Here is a 22518-nt window from a genome sequence, read left to right as displayed (position 1 = left end):
CACGGGACGTCCAAGGCCACCTTCGACTACCTGCGCCACTACGCGTGGCGTCGGGTGATCGTCTGGCTGCGCCGCAAACACCCCCGCGCGACCTGGAAGTGGCTGCGCCGCCACCACCTCCCAGGATGGTGGCCCACCGACGGCGCGACCAGGCTGTTCGACCCGATGACGGTGCCGGTCACCCGCTACCGCTACCGGGCCGTGAACATTCCCACGCCCTGGCAGCGCCCGAGCACGAACCTCGCCTGACTGTGAGGATCGTCGGACCGGTTCGGTCATGCTGAGCTGGTGATGACAGCAGCGGGTGTGACCCTTCGCCTGACTGGCGCGATGCCCTCGAGTGGACTTGTCCACTCGCTGCTGTCAGAGCCGGCCCGGCCGGAGTAGCTGGCCTGATCAGGAGCATGACCGCCAGGTTGCGCTGGCGTGTCCCCGTCACAGTCCTGCCGAACTCCGCACCGGACCGGACCCTCGCGTCCGTCCACGGTGAAGGCGAACGCATGTCCATGCTGGCAGACCTGGTCGAACTCGTCATCGGCGTCGACACCCACACCGACACCCACACCGCCGCGGTGATCGCCGCCGGCACCGGCACGGTACTGGCCACCCACACCGTGCCGGCCGGCCTCGCCGGCTACACCGAACTGGTCTCGCTGGCCGAGCAACATGGCGGGCTGCGGGCCTGGGCGATCGAGGGCACCGGCGGCTACGGAGCCGGGCTGGCCCGCTATCTGGCCCAGCTGCAGGAACTGGTCGTCGAACTCGACCGCTCCACTCGTCCGTCACGACGCGCGGGGGCGAAATCCGACCCGATCGACGCCGAACGCGCCGCCCGCGATGCACTCTCACGCACCCGGCTCGCGCAACCGAAGACAGGCCCCGACCGGGCGGCGCTGCAGATCCTGCTCACCGCCCGCCGAGCGGCAGTCGAGGCCGCCAGCAGCAGGCAACGACAGCTGCGGGCGCTGGTCATCACCGCACCCGAACCAGTCCGATCCCGCTTCCGCGGCCAAGCCACCCGGGGCGATGCTCACCACCGCCGACCGGCTGCGCCCTGCGGGCGAGATCCACACCCGCACCGCCCTGACCGTGCTTCGCGCCCTGGCCCGGCGTGTCCGCACCCTGGAAACCGAAGCTCTGGCCCACGAACGCACGATCCGGGCCATCGTGCGCAACTGGCGCCCAGACCTGCTCAACCAACGCGGGATCGGGCCGATCAACGCCGCCGTCGTCCTGACCGCCTGGTCACACCCCGGCCGCTGCCGCGACGACGCCGCGTTCGCCATGCTCGCCGGCGTCGCCCCGATCCCGGCCTCCTCGGGCAAGACGGTGCGCTACCGACTCAACCGCTCCGGCGACCGCCAGCTCAACCGAACCTTGCACAACATCACCCTGGCCCGACTGCGCTACGACCCCGACACCCGCGCCTACCTCGACCGCCGCCGCGCCCAAGGCAAAACCGACCGCGAGATCACCCGCTGCCTCAAGCGCTACATCGCCCGCCAGCTCTACCGACAGCTCGAATCACCACCCACAGCAGCTTGACGCCCCATAGGAGCGTCCTACTGGCACGGACACGTGGAGAGCCGGATGCGTGGGAACACGCACGTCCGGTTCGGAGGCGCGGGCCCCGGAAACCCACCGATCGAGAGATCGACAGGGCGCCGGGGCCCGACCCCTACCGAGAGCGGTTGAACAAGGAGATCCGCCAGCGCACCGATGTGGTCGGGATCTTCCCGGATCGAGCCGCGGTGATCCGGCTGGTGTCCGGGCGGTACTCGCCGAGCAGACCGACGAATGGGCCGAGCCACGCCGCTACATGGGCCTCGAGGCCCTCACCAAGGCCCGCCACACACCAGCGCCTGCACCGCCCAAGGAGGTGGTGACACCGACCGCGATCAGGGCATAGCGTTTTCAGCGAAGGTCACGAGGTGGTCGTCTCCCATCCACCACGTCCGTGGACGCAACCCGGTACTACGCACCGTCCAGAGGACCTACATTGTGGAAGGTTCCACCCGGGCCGCACCTTGACCGAGGGACTCCCCCTGCTGGGGCAGCATGAGACTCCGCTGCCGAGCCAGTTGCTCCACGATGTCGGCCGGACCCGTGAGGACGGCCGCCGGCTCTGGACCTCGGCCCGCGAGACTGTCGAGCACCGCGCCGAGATCGCCCTCGACCACGTCCGGTGGACGGCTCGTCCCGGCGGCGACGCTGATGTCGTCAGGATCGCCGTTGATGTGGTAGGCGACGTCGGGACCGCCGCGCAGCGACAGCGATGCACGCAAATGCTCACCGCCGAACGCGGTGGCGAGCTGCAGCGCGTACGCCGCCATCAGCCGCAGCTCGTCGTCGCTGGACCGGGTGTCGACACCGAAAGGAATCGCGATGTCCCGCTCATGCAGCCAGGCGTCCCAGTAGGTATGCAAGGAACGCACCGACCAGTGGTTCGGGCGGCCCGTAACTCCCGGGATGAGCGTCTGGTCGTTGCCCTCGATGCGGCGTGCGAAGCCCGTGTACTCCTCGTCGGACCGTCGGGCCAGGACTTCCAGCGTCTCCTGCGGTTCCTGTCCCGCCGTGTCCGCCAGCCACTTGGCGGGTGTCGTGCGGCTATCGAACGGCCCGTACCTCGTGAAGCGGTCGAGGCTGCCCCGTATGAGCCGGCCGATGTTGAACTCTGCCGCATCGGCGAGGTGCCGTACGACGTCGTGCACCGACCACAGTGAGCAACGTGAAGGGGCTGCCCACTCCGATGGGCCGAACGACCTCAGGGTCGCGATGAACCTGCTGCGCTGCGCGTAGAGGGCCTCTCGGATCACTGCTGGGCCGGTGTTCACCCCCAGCTTCTCGGTAAGCACGAAATCGGCATTCGTGATGCTCATGGCCTCCCTTAGTGTCGTGCGCCTGAAACAGTCTCGTGCGCCTGAAACTTTTCACCGGGCGAGCGCAAAGCCACCACGCCATGAAGACGGGTGATGCGCTGTGGATGTGCACCGCGCACCGGTTGTAGCACCTTCTGGAAGCTGCCACTCCCGGTCGGCCCGAACAGTTGTGTGCCTACGGTGCGCAGGGCCGGAGCGCTGCGAGCGGTCAAGATCCACAGGCCCGCGGTGGCGGGCTGCTCTGGGGGCTCGAGCTCCGGTGCAGGTTGTTCGAGGACTACGTGCGCGTTTGGTCCCCGTGACGCCGAAGCTCAGCACGCCGGCTCAGAGTGGAGGTTGCGGTCCGGCGACGCGATCGGCCCGGTCAGCAGCCGCATCGAGCCCGACGACCAGTCGACGTGCAGGTTCGGGGCGTGAACGTGCATCATGCGCGGCAGCAGTCCGCGCATCAGTATCAGCACCAGCCCCGGTCCACCGGTAGCGGTCTGCGGACGTCCCGGCCGTCGCCCCGCTCGAAGCTTCATTCATCCTCATTCATCCCCCTTTCGTGCACTTCATTTGCACATGCTAAGCGCACATCAATCGCTGTCGCACTCTAAATATGTTAGTCCCGTCACGCACGGTTTGGCTGCCGCCATTAGTCTGACTATTGGTGGTTTGACTACCTATCAATAATATTGATCTTCGAGCGGTGTCTGTTAACGTCGAAAAGTGTGGTCGCTAACTGCGGGCCCCGCCGCGCCCGGCACCGCCTCGGAGACCGGGGAAGGGCGACCAAGACCCGGCGAGGGCAAGAACGACCCGCGCGGACTATGCACGGACGAAAACCGGGGGATCGGCCTTTCGCCGCAGGTCAGACAGCACATCCCAGCGCTGTGTACTCCGGCGCCTCCGGCGACCGACTGTGCTCCTCGGCTTAACGCCCGAAGATCAGGCAAGGGCACCAACCCCGCGCTCCCTTGGAAGGCTGCCATGGTGACCTCGGACGAGCGCACGAATCAGATCCGTCTCACGAGGGACCGGCTCGCGCAGCTGGACGCGATCCTCGCGGCGCATTCGCGCTATCGGGAGGTGTCCGACGCTGTCGCTACGGCCCGAACGCTTCACGGCGGGGGCCCGGGTGGCCGATATCGGCTGTGGCAGCGGACATGCCCTTGCGGTGATGGGGGCGGCGTGCCCCGCGTCGACGTTCGTGGGCTACGACATCTCCGAGGACTCGATCGAACGGGGTCGGGCCGAGGTCTGTGAAGCCGGGCTCTCGAACGTCACGTTCGAGGTGGCCGACGTGGCCGAGCTCGAGCCCGAGCAACCGTTCGACGCCGTGTTCGCCTTCGACGCGATCCACGACCAGGCCAAGCCCGCGGCCGTGCTGCGCGCGGCTCACGATGCGCTGGTGCCCGGCGGGACGTTCTTCATGATGGATCTGGCACTGTCGAGCAAGCTCGAGGACAACATCGGCAACCCTCAAGCTCGGTGGACCTACTCCTCCAGCACGCTCTACTGCATGACCGTCTCGCTGGCCGAGGGCGGAGCCGGGCTCGGCGGTGCCTGGGGTTGGCAGACTGCGAAGCGGATGCTCGCCGAGGCCGGATTCGGTGAGGTCGTCACCCACCGCCCCGCGCCGGGCTCCGAGCGGAACATGATCTACGTGACTCACCGGCCGAGCTTCGCGGACTGAGACGGTCGCTCGCCGTAGTGTCGGAGAAGTATGCGAGCCCCGATGTCGAGGCGCAGAGGATGATCATGCGGTGGCCGTGCCATGTCCCCGACCGCCACGCCGAGCGAGATCACGAAGTCCGGCTGGAGTACTAGCCCGAAAAGGAGGTGGTAGGCCTGGCCGCTGCTGCACCCAGCCCGCCCGATCATGCAGCTCGACGGCGGGGCAGTCGCACGTCGACGAGGCTGCGGCACTGACCCCGGAGGCCGCATCGCTGGCCGAACTCACCCCCGCCGCGTCCCGCTCGTGCGAGCCGGCCCGCCCGCGTCCGACACGGACGGGACTGAACTGGGACAGTCCTGCGAGCCTGTTTACGCAGGCCCGACAGCGATCACGTCTCCGGCTGTGACGGGTCGACCGGGTGATGCGAGTCCGATGACGCCTCGCGGATCCGGGCCCACAGCCCTATCACTCGGTCGATGTCCGCCCTGTCCACATACTGGATGAACATGCGGCGGACTCCGTCGAAGTGCACGTCCATCGCGGCAGCGATCTCGCGCTCACCGCCCGGCGTCAGGCGGGTGAGGACGGCCTGGCGTCCGGCGGCGCTGTCCCGGCGGACGAGCCCGCGCTCCTCGAGCCGGGCCACGATGCGGGTGATCCCCCCGGGGGTGACGAGCACCGCTCGGGCGAGGTCGACCATGCGCCGCTGCTTCTCCGGCGTCCGCCAGAGCTGGTAAAGCACGTCGAATTCGCTCAGGGTGAGGCCGACGCTTTGGCGCAGCTCCGCTTCCAGGGCGGGCAGGATCGCCGTCTGCACCTCCAGGACACCGCGCCAGGCCAACAGCTCCCGCGAACTCAGGTGGGGGACGGCCTTCTCCACGATCTCGGGCGGTGGCGCCGGGCGGCGGGGACGACGCGTCTGCTCGCGTCCCCGGCCGGGCATTCGGCGTCGAGCACGGTACGCCCGCTGACGGCAGGCGGCGGAGCAGTACCGCGGCGGACGGCCCTGCTCGCCCGGGGCCAAGGGGCGTCCGCAGACGCGACACGTCGGCGTCGACACGGGCCTCCTCGTGACGAAAGTAGTCGCTGCCATGTTACGTCACGCTTCGACGGCTCCGACCGGCGGTTCTCCTAAGAAGGATCACGAGTGCGCGCGGGCTCTGACCCGAATCAGTGCGGAGAGATTCAGCAAGTTCATTGACGCAGAAAGGAGATCGCGTTAGCGTGAGCGGTGTCATACGGCGACCCTCTGGCTCGTCGAAGGGCGATGAACAGGAGAGATGACATGGGCGTCCGAACGACCGGCTGCCACCACATGGCTTTCGTCACGAACAACATGGAAGAGACCGTCAAGTTTTATAACGGCCTCCTCGGTTTCCCGGTGGTCGTGACCCTTCAGCTGCCCAACCCGGACCCGTTCCCGGGTGCCGTGCCCGGCAACCTTGGGGGCAGCCGGCACTATTTCTTCCGGATCAGCGAGCAGGACACGATCGCGTTCTTCGAGTTCCAGGACGTGGAGGTGCCGGCCGACAACTCGCTGCTGGGTGCCGGCAACCACCTCGCGATCACAGTCCCCTCCGAGGCAGAGCTGCAGAAGGCCAAGAAGCTCCTGGAGGAGAACGGCATCAAGATCAAAAGTGAGCTGGACCACGGGTTCTGCCACTCGATCTACTTCGAGGACCCGGTCAACCAGATCGCGCTCGAATTCGCCACCTGGCAGCACGCGTGCGACGAGGAGGAACCCTTCCTCCAGGACCCGAACCCGGTCCCGGCGGCGCTGGCCGCGATCGGCCCGGAGCGCTATGAGCGCTACCAGCTGCACTACGACCCGGACGGCCACGGCGGCGAGGGCTCGCGCGACTGATCCCGGTCCCGTCGAGGGACTAACGCGAACCCGGACCGACCACGGCGGCGGCGGCGCTGTGCGCCGCGGAAGCGAGGATTTGCATGATCGGGGCCACCACTGTCGATGAGAACGAGGATCCCGCCTCCCCGCTGCTCGCTACGGGCAGGGGGTCGCTGGAGGAGCTTCCGGGCCTTATCGACAGTCTCGGGGTGCGTAAATCGCTGCTGGTGGTCGGTCCGGGCGTGACACCGACCGCCGAGCGGGTGCGGAGCCTGCTCGGCGGCCGCTGCACCGGCACCTTCACCGATGCCGTGGCGCACGTGCCCTCCTGGGAGGCGAACCTCGCGGTCGCCTCCGCGCAGGAGGTGCACGCCGACTCCGTCATCGCGATCGGCGGCGGTTCCGCCGCCGGCTACGCCAAGATCGTGGCACTGGCGCTGCGCCTTCCCCGCGTCGCCGTGCCGACCACCCTCTCCGGGGCCGAGCTGACCTCGCGGTACTTCGTCACCACGGAGAAGGGCAAGGAGAGCGGGAACTCGGAGCGGGCGGCCGTGCGGGCCGTCGTCCGCGATCCCGACCTGCTCACGGACGTGCCGGTGCTCGTGCTGGCCTCGAGCGGCATGGGCGCCGTGGGCGCCTGCGTCGAGGTGCTCGCCCGACCGGGGGAGGCCGGCCGGGTGGATGCGACCGAGGGGCTGCGGCTGCTCTGGGAGGCGCTGCCGCGGCTGGTCCGCGAGCCGGCCGATCCCGGCCTGCGCGAACGGGCGCTCGCCGGCGCCGCGCTCGCGGGCGCCGCCCTCGAAGCCGCGGGCCCCGGCCCGGCGCAGCTGGTCGCCGAGGACCTCGGGGCCACCCATCACGCCGACCACGGCGCCCTCATGGCCTGCCTGGTACCGCACGTCGGCCTAGAGGTCGAGCTAGTCCGCGAGCTCGCCGGACCGGGCTCCGCGGCCGACGCGCTCCGCTGGTTCGCCGCGGCTATCCGTCTGCCGGTCGACCTCGGGGCCGTGTGTCCTCCCCTCGACCCGGACGCCGTGGTCGCCCGCCTCGCGGAGCGGCCAGACCTGGCAGACAGGGCCGACCCCGACTCGATGCTGATGCTCCTGAAGGAGGCGCTGCGATGACCATGGATTCCCCGGCACCCCCGGTGCGCATCGACCCCTTCGACTACGAGGCGCGGCCCGTCCGCGTGGTGTTCGGGCCGGGCCGGATCACGGAGGTGGCCGCCGCGGCGGACCGGCTGGGCCTGCACCGGGTCATGCTGATCGCGGACTCGCGCGCCCCGGGCGGGGACGCCATGGTCGGGGCGCTGGGCGAGCGGCTGGCCCTGCGCTGGGACGAGATCGCCCAGCACGTCCCGATCGAACTGGCCGAGCGCGCCCGCAAGGCCGCTGCGGCGGACGAGGTCGACGGTCTGGTCAGCCTGGGCGGCGGCTCGGCCACCGGCCTGGCGAAAGCGATCGCGCTGGAGATCGGACTGCCGATCGTCGCCGTGCCCACGACCTACGCCGGCTCCGAGTTGACCCCCGTCTACGGGATGACCGGCGAGCAGCGCAAACGCACCGGCACGGACGAGCGGGTCCGGCCCGCCGTCGTGGTCTACGACCCGGAACTCACCCTCGGCCTGCCGCCCGGGGTGACCGGTTCCAGCGCCTTCAACGCCATGGCGCACTGCTTCGCCGCGTTGTGGTCGCCGAAGCGCGACCCGCTCACCTCCGCGTTGGCGGTCGACGCCGTCCGCTCGGTCACCGCGAGTCTACCGGCCCTGGTGGACGATCCCGCGGACGTGCAGGCCCGCGCTGGCCTTCAGTACGCCGCATTCCTGGCGGGGACGGCGCTGGGCCGCGCCGGCACCGGGTTGCAGCACAAGATCTGCCACGAGCTGGGCGGGCGGCTGAACCTGTCACACGCCGACACCCACGCCGCGGTGCTGCCGCACGTCGTGGCGCTCAACGCGGCCCCCGGCCCGGACTGGGCGGCGCGGCTGGACCCCTTCCTCGGGGCCGATCCGGCGCGCGGGCTGTGGGAGCTCGCCCGGCGCTCCGGGCTCTCCACCGACCTCGCTCGGCTCGGTGCCCGCCGCGAGCACCTGCACGCGGTGGCGAAGGCCGCCGCGGGCACGGCGAACCCCGTGCCGGTCGACGCACCGACGATCGAGGCGCTGCTCGGCCGGGCGCTCGGCGACGAGCCGCCGCGAGCGAGTTGATCACGGTGCACACCCTGGTCCTCGGCGCGAGCGGGCCGATCGGTGGCGCCTGGCATGGCGGCCTCGTGGCAGGCCTGGTCGAGGGCGGTCTCCCGCTCGCCGTCGCCGACCAGGTGGTGGTCACTGCTCGGCGTCTGGCTCGGCAGCGAGGCCGATCTCGCCGGCTACTTCGACGCGATGGCGGCCGAGCGCGTCTGCGCCATCTTCCTCCGCCGCACGAGCCCAGGCCTGAACAGCGACGAGGTCTACGGCTACGACGCCCGGCAACTCTCGCTCCCCACCTGAGCCGGACCGAGCACCACCACAGCGACCGAAAGGACCTCCAATGTCCGACCACAACGACGTCGCTATCGTCGGGGCAGGCCCCGTGGGACTGATCGCCGCCCACGAACTGGCCCGACGTGGCGTCTCGCTCCGCCTCATCGACAAGCGGCCCGGCCCCTCGCACACCACGCGGGCCTTCACCCTGCACGCGCGCACGATGGAGATGTTCGAGCACATCGGTGTCGCGCATCGCATCGAGGAGGTCGCACTGCCGTGTCCCGGCAACGTGTACCACTTCGAAGGAATGAGCGAGGACGAGAAGCCGCGAACGGATTTCCGCGGTCTGCCGACCCGCTACCCCTTCTACTACAAGATCAATCAGAACGACTTCGAGCAAGTGCTGCGCGAACACCTGTGCGCCCACTACGGCATCCGACCGGAGTACGGCCAGGAGTTCACCGACCTGGCACAGGACGCGGACGGAGTGACGCTGTCCATTCTGGACAAGGCCTCCGGTGCGACGACGACCCATCGTAGTGCCTGGGTGGTCGGCAGCGACGGCGCGCACAGCCGGGTCCGGGAACGCACCGGCATCGACTTCGTCGGGGACCGGGTCGGCGTCATGGCCATGATGGATGTCGAGGTCGAGGACTTCGACTTCGACGACTCGTGGGTGAACTACTTCATCGGTGAGTCGCTGTTCATGCTGGTCACCAAGCTTCCCGGCAAGCTCTGGCGGGTTTACCTCAGTGACGCCGGCGCGATGACCCAGGCGAACGACCCACGCAGATCGTTCCAAATGGTGGCCGACAAGATCGGGATCGGCATGCGGATCGGGGAGCCGCGCTGGGCCACCCAGTGGGAGATCCTCAACAGCGCAGCCAGCAGCTACCGAGCCGGCCGGGTCCTTCTCTGTGGTGATGCCTCCCACGTGCACTCCCCGGCGGGCGGGCAGGGCATGAACGGTTGCATGCAGGATGCGTTCAATCTCGCATGGAAGCTGGCAGCTGTGGTCGACGACGCGGCCCCGGACTCACTTCTGGATACCTACGAGGCCGAGCGGCGGCCCATCGGCGCCCAGATCACCGCGGGCGCCAAGTCCACCCACGACATTGTGATGGCCTTCGGGCAGGGCATCGAGGACCGAATCGCGCTGACCCGAGAGCCGGGCTGGCAGCAGCGCACCGTCGAGCTGATCTCCGGCCTGTCTCACAACTATCGCGACACCGTGAGAGGTCCTGACGTCGATTCCGTGGCCGGTCCTCGGGCCGGAGATCGGGCACCTGACGCCCAGCTCGTGGTCGAGCCGCGCAAACGGCTGTTCGACCTGATCCGGCACGGTGGGTTCACCCTGCTGTTCGTGCCGCGGCCCGGCGAGGAGGAGGACCTGGCACAGGCCGCGCGGGTGGCCGAGCTGGTGCGGGCTGTGTTCGGTGACCGCGTGTCGTCGGTGTTGGTCTCCGGCGACCGCATCGCGGGCTTCGACGAGGACCACCGGATTCCAGACCAGCTGGGTGAGCTGGCCCAGCGGTACGCGATCGGCGAGGGTGAGGCCCGGGCCATCCTGGTGCGTCCGGACATGTACGTGGGCGGACATTGCCGGCTCGCGGACGCGGAGGCTCTCGTCGAGCAGGTCAGCTGCTGGCTGCGGCCGCGGACCGCCATGCCTGCGATCGCCAGCTGATCTGCACGTTGAGCTCACTGTCCGCTCGGCGGCAGGCCGGCCGGTGCCGGGGGCTCAGGTCGACGTCTGGCATAGCGACGGCGACGGCCGGTACGACGTCGATGTGCCGGGGCTTGACGGTGCTGCAGCGATGCGTGGGCGGTTAACCGCAGACGCACAGGGGCGGGTGTGGTTCTTCACCATCGGGCCGGCCGCATACCCGATCCCGTCCGACGAGCCGGTGGGCGAGCTGATGCGGTTGGCAGGCCGGCCCGTCGTCCCGCCCGGTGCACCTGCACGTCCACGTCGAGGCGCCCGACCACGCCACCGTCACGTCGATGCTCTTCCGAGAGGACGACCCGAACCTGGGCTCGGATCCCGTGTTCGGCGTCCGCGAGTCGCTCGTGGCCCATTACCAACGGATCGATACCACCGACGGTCCGGCCGAGCGGCTGAGCCACGAGTTCGTGCTGGACCCGCTGAACAATCACTGACCGAGCGTGACACGGCCGGATTCCGTGCCGGCCCCCTTCCTTCTGTGCGACGAATCCGACTGTGCGACGAGTCCGAGCCCGCCGATCCGAGGATGCGATGACACGCGCTGCGCCCGTGCTGAGCCGGGCTGACGGGAACAACAGTTGTTCGGGAACGGAATGATGACCCCCGCACCGACCGTCTCGTCGCGAGAAGGAGCCGCCGGCGTCGTCGCCGGCTTCCTCCGGGCCAAGAACGCGCACGATCCATACGCGACCCATGCGTACTTCCACGGCGATCGCTGCGCCTTCACCGACGCCACCCTCCGCATGCAGTTCGGAACGCCGCAGTGCGAACGCTGTGGGACCAGTTGCTGCCCCCGCTGCCGGTCGGGGCGCACTCTCGCGCGACCCGCATCATGGGCGGGCCCTCGAGTTCCATCGTGACCAACAGCCCGGAGATGTTCGGCTCCGAGATCCGGTCCGTCGCAGCCGTCGATATCGAGGACGACCTGGTCGTCCGATGGGTCGACTACTGGGACGGGCGGACGATGGACCAACGGCGGATCGATGAGCTACGGGCGCCCACCGACACCTTCCCGACCTCGTTCGGGGAGGACCTGGTCGGTTCACGGCGCCGGTCCGCCGTGGACAACGCCGCTCACCGTCTGGCGGAAAAGTTGTCGGGTGGTGACAGTGGTGCTGCGACGTCGATGATGTCGCCGGACGCATTCCTGGAAGACGTCACCTTGCGTGTGGCCCTTCGTGGACCGGTCGCCATCGAGCGGTTTCTCGACCGGGCACTGCCCGACCTGCCGTGGGGAACCAGGGCCCACCTGCGGCATGTGACGGGTGAAGGTCGTGCCCGGGGGGTTCGAGTGGATCGGCGAGCGCACAGCACCGAACGGGGTCGCCTTCATCCAGCTCGACGAATCGGGCCAGATCACCCGACTGGCGACCGTTTGGGACGGAACGCAACTCTGTGCCGACTGCCTCGCCGCCCTAGTCCTGGCAGCCACCACGCCCTGAGATGCGTCCGAACCCGTTTTCGTCACACTTACGTCACGTCATCAACTTCAGGTCTCAAGATAAGAGCCGTTGCAGCGCCCGCAACCCTCAGATATTCATTGACACGGAAACGAATGGAATAGTAGGTTCGAGGCTGACGCCGGGCGCTGCGATGAGGGCGCTAACCCACCGGTTGTGTCGCACACGGGCAGGAGATCGCCATGCACGAACTCGCCATCCCACCGGAGATCCCGGCGCGCGTCGTCGGGCGGTGCGGCACCGAGCACCCTTTCCAGGATCTCGACCCTGCCCGCACCGCGTTCCTGGTGATCGACATGCAGGTCACCTTCATCGACCCGGAAATCGGGCACGCAGCCTGCCCGATGGCGGAACGCATCGTGCCCGCGGTGAACCGCCTGGCGGCCGCGCTGCGAGATGCCGGTGGTGGCGTCTTCTGGGTGCAGAACGTGCATGACGTGAACATCGACACAGAGTGGAGTGTCCATCAGCGCATGGCGACTCCGGAGGCGCGGGCGCGCCGCGTGGCGGCGATGACCGAAGGCAGCGCCGGACATGCATTGTGGCCGGCGCTGGACGTGCGGCCCGAAGACAGGCGCGTGACCAAACGCCGCTTCAGTGCCTTCATCCAGGGCTCGTCCGACATCGTGGAGAGGCTGCGGGCGGACGGCTTCGACACGGTGCTCATCGGCGGCACGGCAACCAACGTCTGCTGCGAGAGCAGTGCGCGCGACGCGATGATGATGAATTTTCGGACGGTGATGGTGGCGGACGCCAACGCGGCGATGTCGGACGCAGAGCACAACGCCTCGCTCGCGAGCTTCTGGCAGATGTTCGGAGACGTGATGACGGTCGACCATGTCATCGCGCGGCTGGATGCCGGACGCCTCTCCAGTGCGGCGACGCCTATGCGAGCCGATATGTCCGACTAAAGGGGAGGACTGTCACACAATGCCGGGCACAAGGGTTGAGGACAGATCCTGTCGAGGGTGGCGGGCTCGCCCTCGTGTTCCGCGGCTGGTCACCGCGTACCGCAGGGTCGTCAACCCGGACGCGCTGACACACGTCTAGCTGTCACGCCCCGAGGGGGAATTTCGTCTCCTTGTTGAGAACGCAGAACGACGGCGAGGGCGTGCTCAAGCCATCGCGGCTCGAGACCGCGAGGTCTGAGAGGTCAGGACCATGGTCATTTCACCTCGTTCGCATTGCGTGTTCCATCGCTGAGACTGTGATCCGGAGTTCGGAACTCAGTGCGTCTCGGCAAGAGCAAGAGGTACATTCAGTCTAGAGAGGGTAAAGTGTCTGCTGTCTCCAACATGGGCCAGAAGGATCTGCTGGAAATCGTGCCGCCGTTCATCGCGCAGGGTTCCTCTGCGATGATCCGGATCCTCGAGTTGCCGCCGGGGGACCCTGGTATCGCTCCCCACCGTCACTCCGGCCCCGTATTCGGCTACATGCTCGAGGGGGAGATGCTGTTCGAGCTCGAGGGTGAGGCGCCTTATCCCGTCAAGGCGGGAGAGGCATTCTGGGAACCGGGTGGTGACGTCATCCACTACATGATCGCCAACCTGCTCCCCGACAAGACGAGCCGCCTCGTCGTAGTTGCGATGTGCGTCCCTGGGGTCCCGATGCTCACCATGGTCAGCGATGAGGAGCTCGCGGCCAAGGCGGGCGAACGGAGGTCTGCCCCGAGCCGGTAGTCATCCGACCTATCGGTCGGCATGATCGATCGGTGATCGTCGCCGCGCCATCCCGGCTCGGCTGGCGGGGGCCGAGCTGGGATGACTTCCCGAGGTTCTCGCTCCGGGGCCGGTGCTACGTGACGTAGCCATCGCTGCCACTGACCAGGCGGCTGATCCAGGCCGGATATCGGCGGTCGTCCTTCGGTCCGCGTAGGTGATGCACCACCTTGACCGAACGGGCCAGCCTCCTGAGCGAGGTCGAGGCCGACGACCTCCATCGGTAACACGAGACCGCTATAAGTGCAATGTCCCGAAGACCCCGACCGGCCGGCAAGGCCACCCCCAAACGAATCGGAAGAACCGTGATGGACACGCAGCGCGTCAGCATCGACAAGCAGCACCCGGCTGCCTACAAGGCCCTCTTTGCCCTTTCCGCGGAGGCGGAGAAGGCTGCCGCCGCGGCGGGTCTTGACCCGCTCCTGGTCGAGCTGGTGAGGATCCGTGCCTCCCAGATCAACGGTTGCGCGTTCTGCCTGCGGATGCACACCGGTGATGCCCTCAAGAAGGGCGAGAACATCGACCGGATCGCCGTACTGCCGGCATGGGAGGAGACCGGGTACTTCTCTGAGACCGATCGCGCCGCCCTGCGCCTGACCGAAGCGATCACCCGTGTGTCGGACGGTCACGTCAGCGACGCCGACTACAACGCCGCTGCGACCGCACTCACCGCAGACCAGATCTCGGCGGCCGCCTGGCTGGTCACAGTGATGAACGCCTTCAACCGTGTCGCCATCACCAGTCGATATCCTGTCGCCGGCTGACCTCGCCATCAGCGGTGGCTGCCGCCAGGCGCCGGCGCGCCGGTCACCTCAGCGATCGGCCTCGGCCGACGGGCTTTACGTGATTAGTTCCCCTCGATAGCTCAAAGTGCTGCCTGGCTGGCGCCGGACCAGTCTCGTCTGCGGTCCGCTGCCACATCCCTGCCTCACGCATCAGCCCGCTCGACCCGCTCGGCCGGCCGGCGGATCTCCGGTTTCGGGTCCGACTCTCGGTCGAGCCGGACCGCGCTAACGGAGCTCATCGGACTACTTCTTCGAGCAAGCGAGGGCACCTCAGTGGAACCGAGTCCTGCCTGCGTTATGCGACGGGGGACGGTTGTTCCGGCGGGTTCGAGTGGACCGGCGACCGAACACCACCGAATGCGTTGGTCCACATCCAGCGTGACGAAATCCAGCGTGACGAGTCGGGCCGGATCACCTGGCCGGCGACCGTGTGGGACGGAAATGCGATCTTTGTGCTGATTGCCTCTCCGCTCCGACTTCAGCAGCCAACGACGTCCCTGACGTGCGAGGCCCAAACCACTTTCGTAACACTTACGTCGCGCCCAGGTCGAGGCAATCTGGACCTCGTGTGTCCTGGTCCAGGCCGGAGTGCCTTAGATTGCTGTTGACACTGAAAAGAGTAGTACGGTAGATTGAAATTTAACGCTGGGCGCTGAGATGAAGCGTTGGTCCTCCCGGTCGTGTCGAAGTCGGCTGCGACGAGGCGTCCGGCCATGGCGGTTGCCGAGCACATCAGAACCTTCAATTATGAAGGGTTTCAGCGTGACGAGTCACGATTTCACAGTGTCAGGCCGGCCGATCGGGGCCGCCGCACTCATCATTTCAGCCAACATCGAAATCATCCCGGTGAAGGGTGCTGAGGCGAAGCTTCGCGCTCTGTCCGCAGGTTCTGGAGTGGCGATCACGTGCTCTCCGAAGTTCGGCCTCGAGCGAACACTGCAACACGTCGAGAGTGCTGCCCGGGCCGGCTTTCATGTAATCCCGCATCTCGCGGTCCGGCAGATCGTCGATCGGGCCGAACTCGAGCAATTCGTACGCCGCGTCGAGAAGGCGGGGGTGACCGACCTCTATGTGATCGGGGGTGACGCCGACCGCCCCGCCGGGCGTTACTCAGCGGCCCTCGAGGTGCTTCGGGACCTGTCCGACATGGACCACTCGCTCACGAGGATCGGCGTCGGTTGCTATCCGGAAGGGCACCCCAAGATCGACGACTCGGTGCTGCTCGAGGCGCTCCAGGCCAAACAGGCCTATGCCGATTACATGGTCAGTCAACTGTGCTTCGATCCCAGTGCTCTGGTGGGTTGGCTGGGCACGGTCCGCGATGCCGGCGTACATCTGCCGTTGCGGATCGGGCTGGCTGCCCCGATGAGTGTGCGCAAGCTCGCAGAACTGTCCTTCAAGATCGGCGTCGGACAGTCGCTGCGTTTCCTGACCAAGCAACACGGCCTCGTCGGAAATCTGATCCTCGGGACCAGCTCCTACCGGCCCGAGGATCTCCTCGGGGCAATCGATCCGGCGCTACTCGCCGACCCGCGCCAGATCGAGGGCCTCCATCTGTTCTCGTTCAATCAGATCGAAGCGACCGCTGCCTGGCAGCGACAGGTTTCCGGCGCAGCGTGAACACGGCTCGTCTGAACCACAAACCCTTGCCCGAGTTGGCGGAGTCGGCAACAAGGAAGGACACGATCAGATGAGCACGCTGAACCTCGAGCAGATGATCCAGCAGGCCGGCGGCGACGTGGTCGAGATGCTGCGCAATGCGCAGATCGGCAACTTCGCAATTCCGCTGCGGTCCGAGTACACCAACTGGCGGGACGAGCAGGAGGCCTGGGCCAATACAGCGGTGCTGTTCGACCAGTCGTTCCACATGACCGACGTGTACTTCACGGGACCTGACGTCAAGCGGCTGTTCTCCGAGTCTGCGGTCAACAAGTTCGACACATTCGGTCGCAACAGGGCCAAGCAGTTCGTGGGGGTGAACGAAGAGGGCTATCTGATCGGGGACTCGATCCTGTTCGGGCTGGAGGATGATCGGTATGCCCTGGTCGGAACCGGCATCGCCGGGAACTGGATGGCCTACCGTGCGCAGACCGGAGACTACGATGTCGACGTCGAGTTCGATCTCGCCTCGGTGGCCAACGACAAGCCCCGGCGGATCTTCCGCTTCCAACTGCAGGGGCCCAACGCCCTGAAGGTCGTGGAGAAGGCACACGGCGGGCCGCTGCCCACGATCAAGTTCTTCTCGATGGGGGAGTTCAGTATCGCGGGGGTACCGATCCGAGCGCTCAACCACACCATGGTCGGACATCCCGGGCTCGAGCACACCGGGCTGGAGATGACCGGCCCCTACGAGCAGGGCCCGGCGGTATGGGCGGCGCTGATCGAGGCAGGGGTCGAGTTCGGCCTGCGCCAAGGGGGTGGCCTGGCCTACCCCACCACCGCGGTGGAGACCGGATGGCTGCCCTTGCCAGTGCCGGCGATCTACACCGGTGAGGCGATGAAGGGTTACCGGGAGTTCCTCAGCGCAGCGACTCTGGAGGCCAACTATGCGATCGCGGGCAGCTACGTGCGCCCCAGGATCGAGGACTACTACGTCACGCCCTACGACCTCGGCTACGACCGGCTGATCCGGTTCGACCACGAGTTCATCGGGCGTGACGCCCTCCGTGAGCTCGCCGCCCGGCCGCACCGGCGGAAGGTGTGGTTGCGCTGGGACCCCGAGGACTGCGGGCGGGTGCTGGCGCAGAGCCTGTTCGGCGGGAAGGAGCGAGCGAAATACCTCGCTCAGCCTTTCAACGAGTACGGCGTCTCTCAGAACGACGCGGTGACCGCCGGCGGCCAACCCGCCGGTGTGTCGACCTCTTGCTCCTACACCGTCAACATCGGCACGTTCGCGTCCATCGGCCTGATCGACGAGGCCCACGCTCAGGACGGGACCGAGGTCGTTCTCACCTGGGGCGAGCCGAACGGCGGATATGGCCGGCCCAATGTGGAGCGGCACGTCCAGACGGAGATCCGAGCGACGGTCAGTACGACAGCTCTGACCTGATATGAGCCGGATCCTCGAGCACCGGGCGGCGGTCGCGGCATCGGCCGCGGTTGCCGTCCGGAACTACCGCCGTCCCAGCGCAGGGAGGTTGTGGGCATGTCCGATTCTTCACGCAGCAAAGCGACGACAACTGAGCTCACGTCACGCTCCAGCGTTCGGCTGACCGGTAAGCACACCGCTGGCGTGCGGGAGTTCGTCGCAGCGGTCGGCGCGCGTGCACCGGTTCCGGGCGGCGGGGCTGCGTCCGCGGTCGCTGCCGCGCTGGCGGCGGCGCTGGCGGAGATGGCGGGGCGGTATACCGTCGGCCACGGATCGGGGCCGTCGTCGTTCTCGGACGTGGTCTCACGCGCGGAGTTCCTGAGTGAGCGCGCGCTGCTCCTGGCCGACGAGGATTCCCACGCCTACGAGAGCTACGTCGCCATCCGCCGACAGACCGACAGCGACCCCGTTCGTGCGCGCAGGGACCGGGCCAGGGCCGCGGAGGTTGCCGCAGCGGTACCGGGTGAGCTGGCGTGCCTCGCGCTCGAGGTAGCCGGCCTGGGTGAGCGGCTCGTCGAGGCGGGGAATCCGCATCTTCGCTCGGATGCATGTGCGGCGGTGCTGCTCTCGGCAGCCGTCGCCGGCAGCGCGGCTGTCCTCGTCGCCGAGAACCTCAAGGCCGACGGTGGCGACGCACGAATCGCCGAGGCACGTCGGTGTGCCCGGGTGGCCGCCGAAGCTGCTTCCCGGGTCGCCGAGGCTCTCGGCCTCATGGAGGAGGGTGAGTTGCGGTGACTGCCGAGATCATCGACGGGGTCAAGATCGCGGCCGAGTTGGAGGAGCAACTGCGCCGCGACGTGGCCGCGCTCCCAGGTGGTCGTCTGGAAGGCGCCCTGGCCACCGTGTCGGCGGGCGAGACCTTCCAGTCCGCGGCATACCAGCGCAGGCTTCAGCAGCTCGCAGGCCGGCTCGACCTGCCCTACGAGCACCATGCTCTTCCTGCCGCCGCGACCGAGCAGTCCCTCCTGGACACGATCGCTGTGCTCGGTAACGACTCGAAGGTGGCCGGGATCCTCCTGTTGAGGCCGCTGCCCGCGCACATTCGCGAATCGTCGGTGTTCGCCGCGCTACCCCCGGAGAAGGACGTCGAAGCTGTGCACCCGGAGAACGCAGGCCTGCTCGCTCTCGGAACCCCCCGCTTCGTCCCCTCGACCGCAGCGTCCGCCTATCACGTCCTCGACATGTGGCTCGATCGCGTCGGCGAGGACCGGGCTCGCTTCTACGAGAACGCGACCATCGTCGTCGTCGGGCGCTCGAACAACGTCGGCAAACCCGCCGTGTCCCTGGCCTACCAGCGGCATGCCGCTGTGACCTCGATCGACGAATGGTCCGGCCGAGGCAGCCGGCTCGGCTTCCATACCCGGCGGGCCGACGTACTGATCGTCGCTGCGGGCGTGCCAGGCCTCATCCGGGCCGAACACGTCCGTGAAGGTGCCATCGTCCTCGACATCGGGATCAACCCCGCTCCCGGGAACCACGACAGCGGCGTGCACATCGTCGGCGACGTGGCCTTCGACGGGGTGTTGAGCCGGGTACGAGCCATCACCCCCGTTCCCGGCGGTATCGGCCCGGTCACCGACGTGCGGCTGTTCCAGAACGTCGTCCTCGCCCAGCACAACCGCGTCCCAGGCCCGACGCAGCAGGCCGACCCGGTCAAGACACTTCGATGAACGCTGCAGATCCCGGTCATCCCGCCACACCGCACGGCGAGGCACAGAGTGTCGTGTTCCTGTGCCTCACCGAGCCAAACGGAGCCAACGCGGCCGAGCTGAGCGCGCACCTCGCCGACCACAGGCAATGGCTGGCCGCGCTCGAACGGCAGGGACGGTTGCTCGCCGCCGGCCCGCTGCTCGACGACGACCACCGGTCGTCCGGGTCCGGGGTCGTCGTCGTTCGGGCTGCATCGCTGGACGAGGCGGCGCACCTGCTCGACCAGGATCCCTTCCACTCCCGCGGCCTGCGGACCTACCGGCTGCACCCGTGGCAGATCAAGAAGGGCCTCCTCCGGGCGAGCGGCACCCTCTCCGACGGCACGGCCGACCCGACCTGACCTACACGACCGCACTCGCGGAAGGAATGAGCGCCATGACGACGACGTCAACGCCGCCGCCCTCGGCGGCGCCGATCCCCACCCGGACCGACGACCTCATCCTGACCTTGTCGTGTGCGGACCGGCCAGGTCTGGTCCTGGACATCTCCCGGCTCCTCGTCGACCAACGCGGCGACATCGTCGAAAGCCAACAGTTCAGCGACCGGGAATCGTCCAGATTCTTCATGCGACTGCGTTTCGGACCGATCGACGAGACACCGCTCGACCGCGAGACGCTGTCCAAGGGCCTGCAGGCGCTGGCCCGCCACACCGACATGAGCTGGCGAGTCTCCGCCGCGGTAGACCGGCCGCGAGTGCTGATCATGGTGAGTAAGTACGGCCACTGCCTCAACGACCTGCTCTTCCGCACAGCCAACGGGGACCTACCCATCGATGTCGCCGCCGTCGTCTCGAACCACCCCGACCTCGGTGTCCTGGCCGACAACTACCTCGTGCCGTTCCACCACGTGCCCATCGCGTCCAGTGGCAAACCAGCTGCCGAGGCACGACTGCTCGAGATCGTCCACGACCTGGACATCGACCTGGTCGTCCTCGCCCGGTACATGCAGATCTTGTCGACGGAGCTGTGTAAGCGCCTCGAGGGCCGGGCGATCAACATCCATCACTCGATGCTGCCGAGCTTCAAAGGCGCCAGGCCCTATTTCCAGGCCAAGGACCGTGGGGTCAAGCTGGTCGGAGCGACCGCTCACTACGTCACCGCCGACCTGGACGAGGGCCCAATCATCGAACAGGAGGTGGCCCGGGTCGACCACACACTGACCGCAGAGGACGTCACCGCACTCGGGCGTGATAATGAGTGCCTAGCCCTGGCTCGTGCGGTGCGCTGGCACGCGGAGAACCGGGTCCTGCTCGACGGGCATCGCACGGTCGTGTTCCGATGAGGAGCCCTGTCGCCGCCTACCTGGACACCCTGCTCGACCACGAGCGTTCCGGGATGGCCGAGCCTCCCGGCCTGGATCGGATGCGATCGTTGCTGAAGGCTATCGGCGACCCACAGACCGGGTTCCGCTCCGTCCATGTCACCGGCACGAACGGCAAGGGGACCGTCGTCCTCGCCATAGGTGACGAGCTGGGCATCTCAAGGCGCCGGACTGTCGTGGGCGGCTCCGTCGTGGGACATGGTGGCCCCACGCGCCGAGCACCTTGGGTTCCGTGTCCGGGGTCCGGGCCGGCACAACTGCGACAACCTCCTGCTCGCCGTCGCCGCAGCCGAGGAGTACCTGAGCAGCCCACTGTCCACGAAGACATCGGCTGGTGGGCACGCGCATCCGTCTACCCGGCCGCACAGAGATCGTCCACGAGTCACCGCTGGTGGTGCTCGACGGCGCCCACAACCCCGCGGCCTTCCTCGCGCTGCGCGAGGCGATGACCGAGCTGCCGCACGCAGCCGGGCCCCGGGTCCTGGTCTGTGGCGCACTGCGCGGTCGTGACCTCGCGTCTGCGCTCGCCAGGCTGGCGAAGGAGGTCGACTCGGTGATCCTGTGCGAGCCGCCGTCTCCACAGGCGATGTCAACCGCCTACCTCGCCGCTGCGCTGGGCAGCACACCGGCTCCGACACTCATCGCCGATCCAGCAGACGCCCTCCGGGCCGCGTTGACCACTGCCGGAACTCACGGGATGATGGGCGTCACCGGATCACCGCACCTGCTCCACCGCGCCCGTAGGGGCCTCCCTCCGCAGCCGGGGTCGCGGTGAACCCTGACCAGTCGGGTCCGCTCGGGCGGCTCGGCGCCCTGACCGGAGCAACCGGGACGTCGAGACGATGCCTGGTGATGGGCATTCTCAATGTCACACCCGACTCCTTCTCCGACGGAGGTCGCTACTTGTCCGCCGCGGCTGCGGTCGAGTGCGGGGTCGCGATGGCCGACGACGGTGCCGACGTCATTGACGTGGGTGGTGAGTCCACCCGCCCCGGGGCCAGACGCATCCCCGTCGACACCGAGCTGGCCCGGGTCCTGCCCGTCGTGCGAGACCTCTCGCGCCGCGGCCTCACGGTCAGTATCGACACCACCCGCGCAGTCGTCGCGGACGCAGCGGTCCGAGCGGGAGCCGCGCTCGTCAACGACGTCAGCGGGGGGCTGGCCGACCCCGCGATGGCCGAATACATCGCCGCTGTCGGGCTGCCCTACATCGCGATGCACTGGCGCGCCCCCAGCCGCACCATGGCGCAGCACACCTTCTACCGCGATGTGGTGGCCGATGTGGTCCGAGAGCTCGGCGCCCGCGTCGAGGCCCTCGTCGACGCGGGAGTCAAGCCGAACCGGATCCTCCTTGATCCCGGCCTCGGATTCGCCAAGACCACCGCACACAACTGGCAGCTGCTCGGTCGCCTCGAGGAACTTGTCGCGTTGGGCCATCCCGTCCTCGTCGGCGCATCTCGCAAGTCCTTCCTCGGCGACCTACTCGGAGGTAGGACGCCGGTCCCGCCGGCTGCTCGGGACGCCGCGACAGCCGCGGCCTCAGCGCTCGCTGCTGCTGCAGGCGCCTTCTGCGTCCGGGTTCACGATGTCGCCTCCTCGCTCGACGCCGTCCGAGTCGCCGACGCCTGGACGTCAGCGTCCGTCCCCAACCACCGATGAACCGTGTGTCCCATTGCTGCAAGAATCGGAACGTACCGGGAGAAGATCGCGACCGAACGCGTAGATGAGGAGCTTCAGCGGGACGAGGAACTGACAGCGGACTTCATTCCCAAGGCCTACGTCGTCTTCGACCTGACAGACAGCATGCTGCGCACTCCGGTGTCCTCTGCTACGCGGCGGCTGAACGAGCGCCACCGCTC

23 protein-coding genes and 4 pseudogenes are annotated in these 22518 nt (G+C 67.9%); 24 read left to right on the top strand and 3 right to left on the bottom strand.

Features of this window, described 5'->3' with window-relative positions:
* Window positions 1-6: 6 nt before the first annotated feature.
* The 4 genes and pseudogenes from ACQPZQ_RS32265 to ACQPZQ_RS32250 all read left to right on the top strand — a co-directional run.
* Window positions 7-249: pseudogene (locus ACQPZQ_RS32265) on the top strand (hypothetical protein); the annotation flags it as partial.
* Window positions 250-404: 155 nt separating this feature from the next.
* Window positions 405-911: pseudogene (locus ACQPZQ_RS32260) on the top strand (IS110 family transposase); the annotation flags it as partial.
* Between the two features lie 115 nt (window positions 912-1026).
* The gene (locus ACQPZQ_RS32255) at window positions 1027-1545 is read left to right on the top strand and encodes a transposase (RefSeq protein WP_433287098.1); all 519 of its coding nucleotides are present in this window, start codon (window positions 1027-1029) and stop codon (window positions 1543-1545) included.
* Between the two features lie 140 nt (window positions 1546-1685).
* Window positions 1686-1909 (top strand): annotated as a pseudogene (locus ACQPZQ_RS32250) (transposase); the annotation flags it as partial.
* An 85-nt stretch (window positions 1910-1994) separates the two neighbouring features.
* On the opposite strand, the gene ACQPZQ_RS32245 reads toward ACQPZQ_RS32250, so the two are convergent.
* Both ACQPZQ_RS32245 and ACQPZQ_RS32240 read right to left on the bottom strand, forming a co-directional pair.
* Window positions 1995-2879: a maleylpyruvate isomerase family mycothiol-dependent enzyme gene (locus ACQPZQ_RS32245; protein WP_433287096.1), complete on the bottom strand. Its 885-nt coding sequence runs from the start codon at window positions 2877-2879 to the stop codon at window positions 1995-1997.
* A 311-nt stretch (window positions 2880-3190) separates the two neighbouring features.
* The gene (locus ACQPZQ_RS32240; protein WP_433287094.1) at window positions 3191-3403 is read right to left on the bottom strand and encodes a hypothetical protein; all 213 of its coding nucleotides are present in this window, start codon (window positions 3401-3403) and stop codon (window positions 3191-3193) included.
* Between the two features lie 473 nt (window positions 3404-3876).
* Here ACQPZQ_RS32240 and ACQPZQ_RS32235 point away from each other — a divergent pair, with 473 nt between their 5' ends.
* The gene (locus ACQPZQ_RS32235; protein WP_433299463.1) at window positions 3877-4557 is read left to right on the top strand and encodes a class I SAM-dependent methyltransferase; all 681 of its coding nucleotides are present in this window, start codon (window positions 3877-3879) and stop codon (window positions 4555-4557) included.
* A 370-nt stretch (window positions 4558-4927) separates the two neighbouring features.
* Here the strand turns inward: ACQPZQ_RS32235 and ACQPZQ_RS32230 are convergent, their stop codons facing one another.
* Window positions 4928-5482 carry a MarR family winged helix-turn-helix transcriptional regulator gene (locus ACQPZQ_RS32230; protein WP_433287093.1) on the bottom strand — a complete coding sequence of 185 codons (555 nt, stop codon included), beginning with the start codon at window positions 5480-5482 and terminating at the stop codon, window positions 4928-4930.
* A gap of 342 nt (window positions 5483-5824) precedes the next feature.
* On the opposite strand from ACQPZQ_RS32230, the gene ACQPZQ_RS32225 reads away from it, so the two are divergent.
* The 19 genes and pseudogenes from ACQPZQ_RS32225 to folP all read left to right on the top strand — a co-directional run bounded on the left by ACQPZQ_RS32225 (window position 5825) and on the right by folP (window position 22318).
* Window positions 5825-6403: a VOC family protein gene (locus tag ACQPZQ_RS32225; protein WP_433287091.1), complete on the top strand. Its 579-nt coding sequence runs from the start codon at window positions 5825-5827 to the stop codon at window positions 6401-6403.
* An 83-nt stretch (window positions 6404-6486) separates the two neighbouring features.
* A complete protein-coding gene (locus ACQPZQ_RS32220; protein ID WP_433287089.1) occupies window positions 6487-7509 on the top strand; it encodes an iron-containing alcohol dehydrogenase in 1023 nt (340 codons plus the stop codon).
* Window positions 7506-8591 carry a maleylacetate reductase gene (locus ACQPZQ_RS32215; RefSeq protein WP_433287088.1) on the top strand — a complete coding sequence of 362 codons (1086 nt, stop codon included), beginning with the start codon at window positions 7506-7508 and terminating at the stop codon, window positions 8589-8591. The genes ACQPZQ_RS32220 and ACQPZQ_RS32215 overlap by 4 nt, the downstream gene beginning before the upstream one ends.
* A gap of 54 nt (window positions 8592-8645) precedes the next feature.
* Window positions 8646-8876, top strand: a complete 231-nt coding sequence (locus ACQPZQ_RS32210) for a hypothetical protein (RefSeq protein ID WP_433287086.1) — start codon at window positions 8646-8648, stop codon at window positions 8874-8876.
* Window positions 8877-8916: 40 nt separating this feature from the next.
* The gene (locus ACQPZQ_RS32205) at window positions 8917-10539 is read left to right on the top strand and encodes an FAD-dependent oxidoreductase (RefSeq protein ID WP_433287084.1); all 1623 of its coding nucleotides are present in this window, start codon (window positions 8917-8919) and stop codon (window positions 10537-10539) included.
* Window positions 10540-10582: 43 nt separating this feature from the next.
* Window positions 10583-10729: pseudogene (locus tag ACQPZQ_RS32200) on the top strand (hydroxyquinol 1,2-dioxygenase); the annotation flags it as partial.
* Between the two features lie 76 nt (window positions 10730-10805).
* Complete coding sequence (locus ACQPZQ_RS32195; RefSeq protein WP_433287082.1) at window positions 10806-11012, top strand: hypothetical protein; 207 nt, start codon at window positions 10806-10808, stop codon at window positions 11010-11012.
* A gap of 831 nt (window positions 11013-11843) precedes the next feature.
* Window positions 11844-12020, top strand: a complete 177-nt coding sequence (locus ACQPZQ_RS32190) for a hypothetical protein (RefSeq protein WP_433287080.1) — start codon at window positions 11844-11846, stop codon at window positions 12018-12020.
* Between the two features lie 200 nt (window positions 12021-12220).
* Window positions 12221-12949, top strand: coding sequence for an isochorismatase family protein (locus tag ACQPZQ_RS32185; RefSeq protein WP_433287078.1), 729 nt, complete (start codon window positions 12221-12223; stop codon window positions 12947-12949).
* Between the two features lie 366 nt (window positions 12950-13315).
* Window positions 13316-13717 (top strand): cupin domain-containing protein, encoded by a 402-nt coding sequence (locus tag ACQPZQ_RS32180; RefSeq protein WP_433287076.1) that lies wholly within the window; start codon window positions 13316-13318, stop codon window positions 13715-13717.
* A 347-nt stretch (window positions 13718-14064) separates the two neighbouring features.
* On the top strand, window positions 14065-14520 hold the full coding sequence (locus ACQPZQ_RS32175) for a carboxymuconolactone decarboxylase family protein (protein ID WP_433299462.1): 456 nt from the start codon (window positions 14065-14067) through the stop codon (window positions 14518-14520).
* Between the two features lie 768 nt (window positions 14521-15288).
* Entirely contained in the window at window positions 15289-16161 is an 873-nt protein-coding gene (locus ACQPZQ_RS32170; RefSeq protein ID WP_433287074.1) for a methylenetetrahydrofolate reductase, read from the top strand.
* Between the two features lie 70 nt (window positions 16162-16231).
* Window positions 16232-17590 carry an aminomethyl transferase family protein gene (locus ACQPZQ_RS32165; protein WP_433287072.1) on the top strand — a complete coding sequence of 453 codons (1359 nt, stop codon included), beginning with the start codon at window positions 16232-16234 and terminating at the stop codon, window positions 17588-17590.
* Window positions 17591-17686: 96 nt separating this feature from the next.
* Window positions 17687-18364, top strand: a complete 678-nt coding sequence (locus ACQPZQ_RS32160) for a cyclodeaminase/cyclohydrolase family protein (protein ID WP_433287070.1) — start codon at window positions 17687-17689, stop codon at window positions 18362-18364.
* On the top strand, window positions 18361-19299 hold the full coding sequence (locus ACQPZQ_RS32155; protein WP_433287068.1) for a bifunctional 5,10-methylenetetrahydrofolate dehydrogenase/5,10-methenyltetrahydrofolate cyclohydrolase: 939 nt from the start codon (window positions 18361-18363) through the stop codon (window positions 19297-19299). Before ACQPZQ_RS32160 ends, ACQPZQ_RS32155 begins: the two co-directional genes overlap by 4 nt.
* Complete coding sequence (locus tag ACQPZQ_RS32150; RefSeq protein ID WP_433287067.1) at window positions 19296-19679, top strand: YciI family protein; 384 nt, start codon at window positions 19296-19298, stop codon at window positions 19677-19679. The genes ACQPZQ_RS32155 and ACQPZQ_RS32150 overlap by 4 nt, the downstream gene beginning before the upstream one ends.
* A 35-nt stretch (window positions 19680-19714) precedes the next feature.
* Entirely contained in the window at window positions 19715-20620 is a 906-nt protein-coding gene (gene purU, locus ACQPZQ_RS32145) for a formyltetrahydrofolate deformylase (protein ID WP_433287065.1), read from the top strand.
* Between the two features lie 373 nt (window positions 20621-20993).
* A complete protein-coding gene (locus ACQPZQ_RS32140) occupies window positions 20994-21434 on the top strand; it encodes a glutamate ligase domain-containing protein (protein WP_433287063.1) in 441 nt (146 codons plus the stop codon).
* Between the two features lie 77 nt (window positions 21435-21511).
* Window positions 21512-22318, top strand: a complete 807-nt coding sequence (gene folP, locus ACQPZQ_RS32135) for a dihydropteroate synthase (RefSeq protein ID WP_433287061.1) — start codon at window positions 21512-21514, stop codon at window positions 22316-22318.
* The last annotated feature ends 200 nt before the right edge of the window (window positions 22319-22518 follow it).

Source organism: Pseudonocardia sp. CA-142604, assembly GCF_050948475.1.
Lineage (GTDB): Bacteria > Actinomycetota > Actinomycetes > Mycobacteriales > Pseudonocardiaceae > Pseudonocardia > Pseudonocardia alaniniphila.
This window is presented reverse-complemented; position numbering and strand designations above follow the sequence as displayed.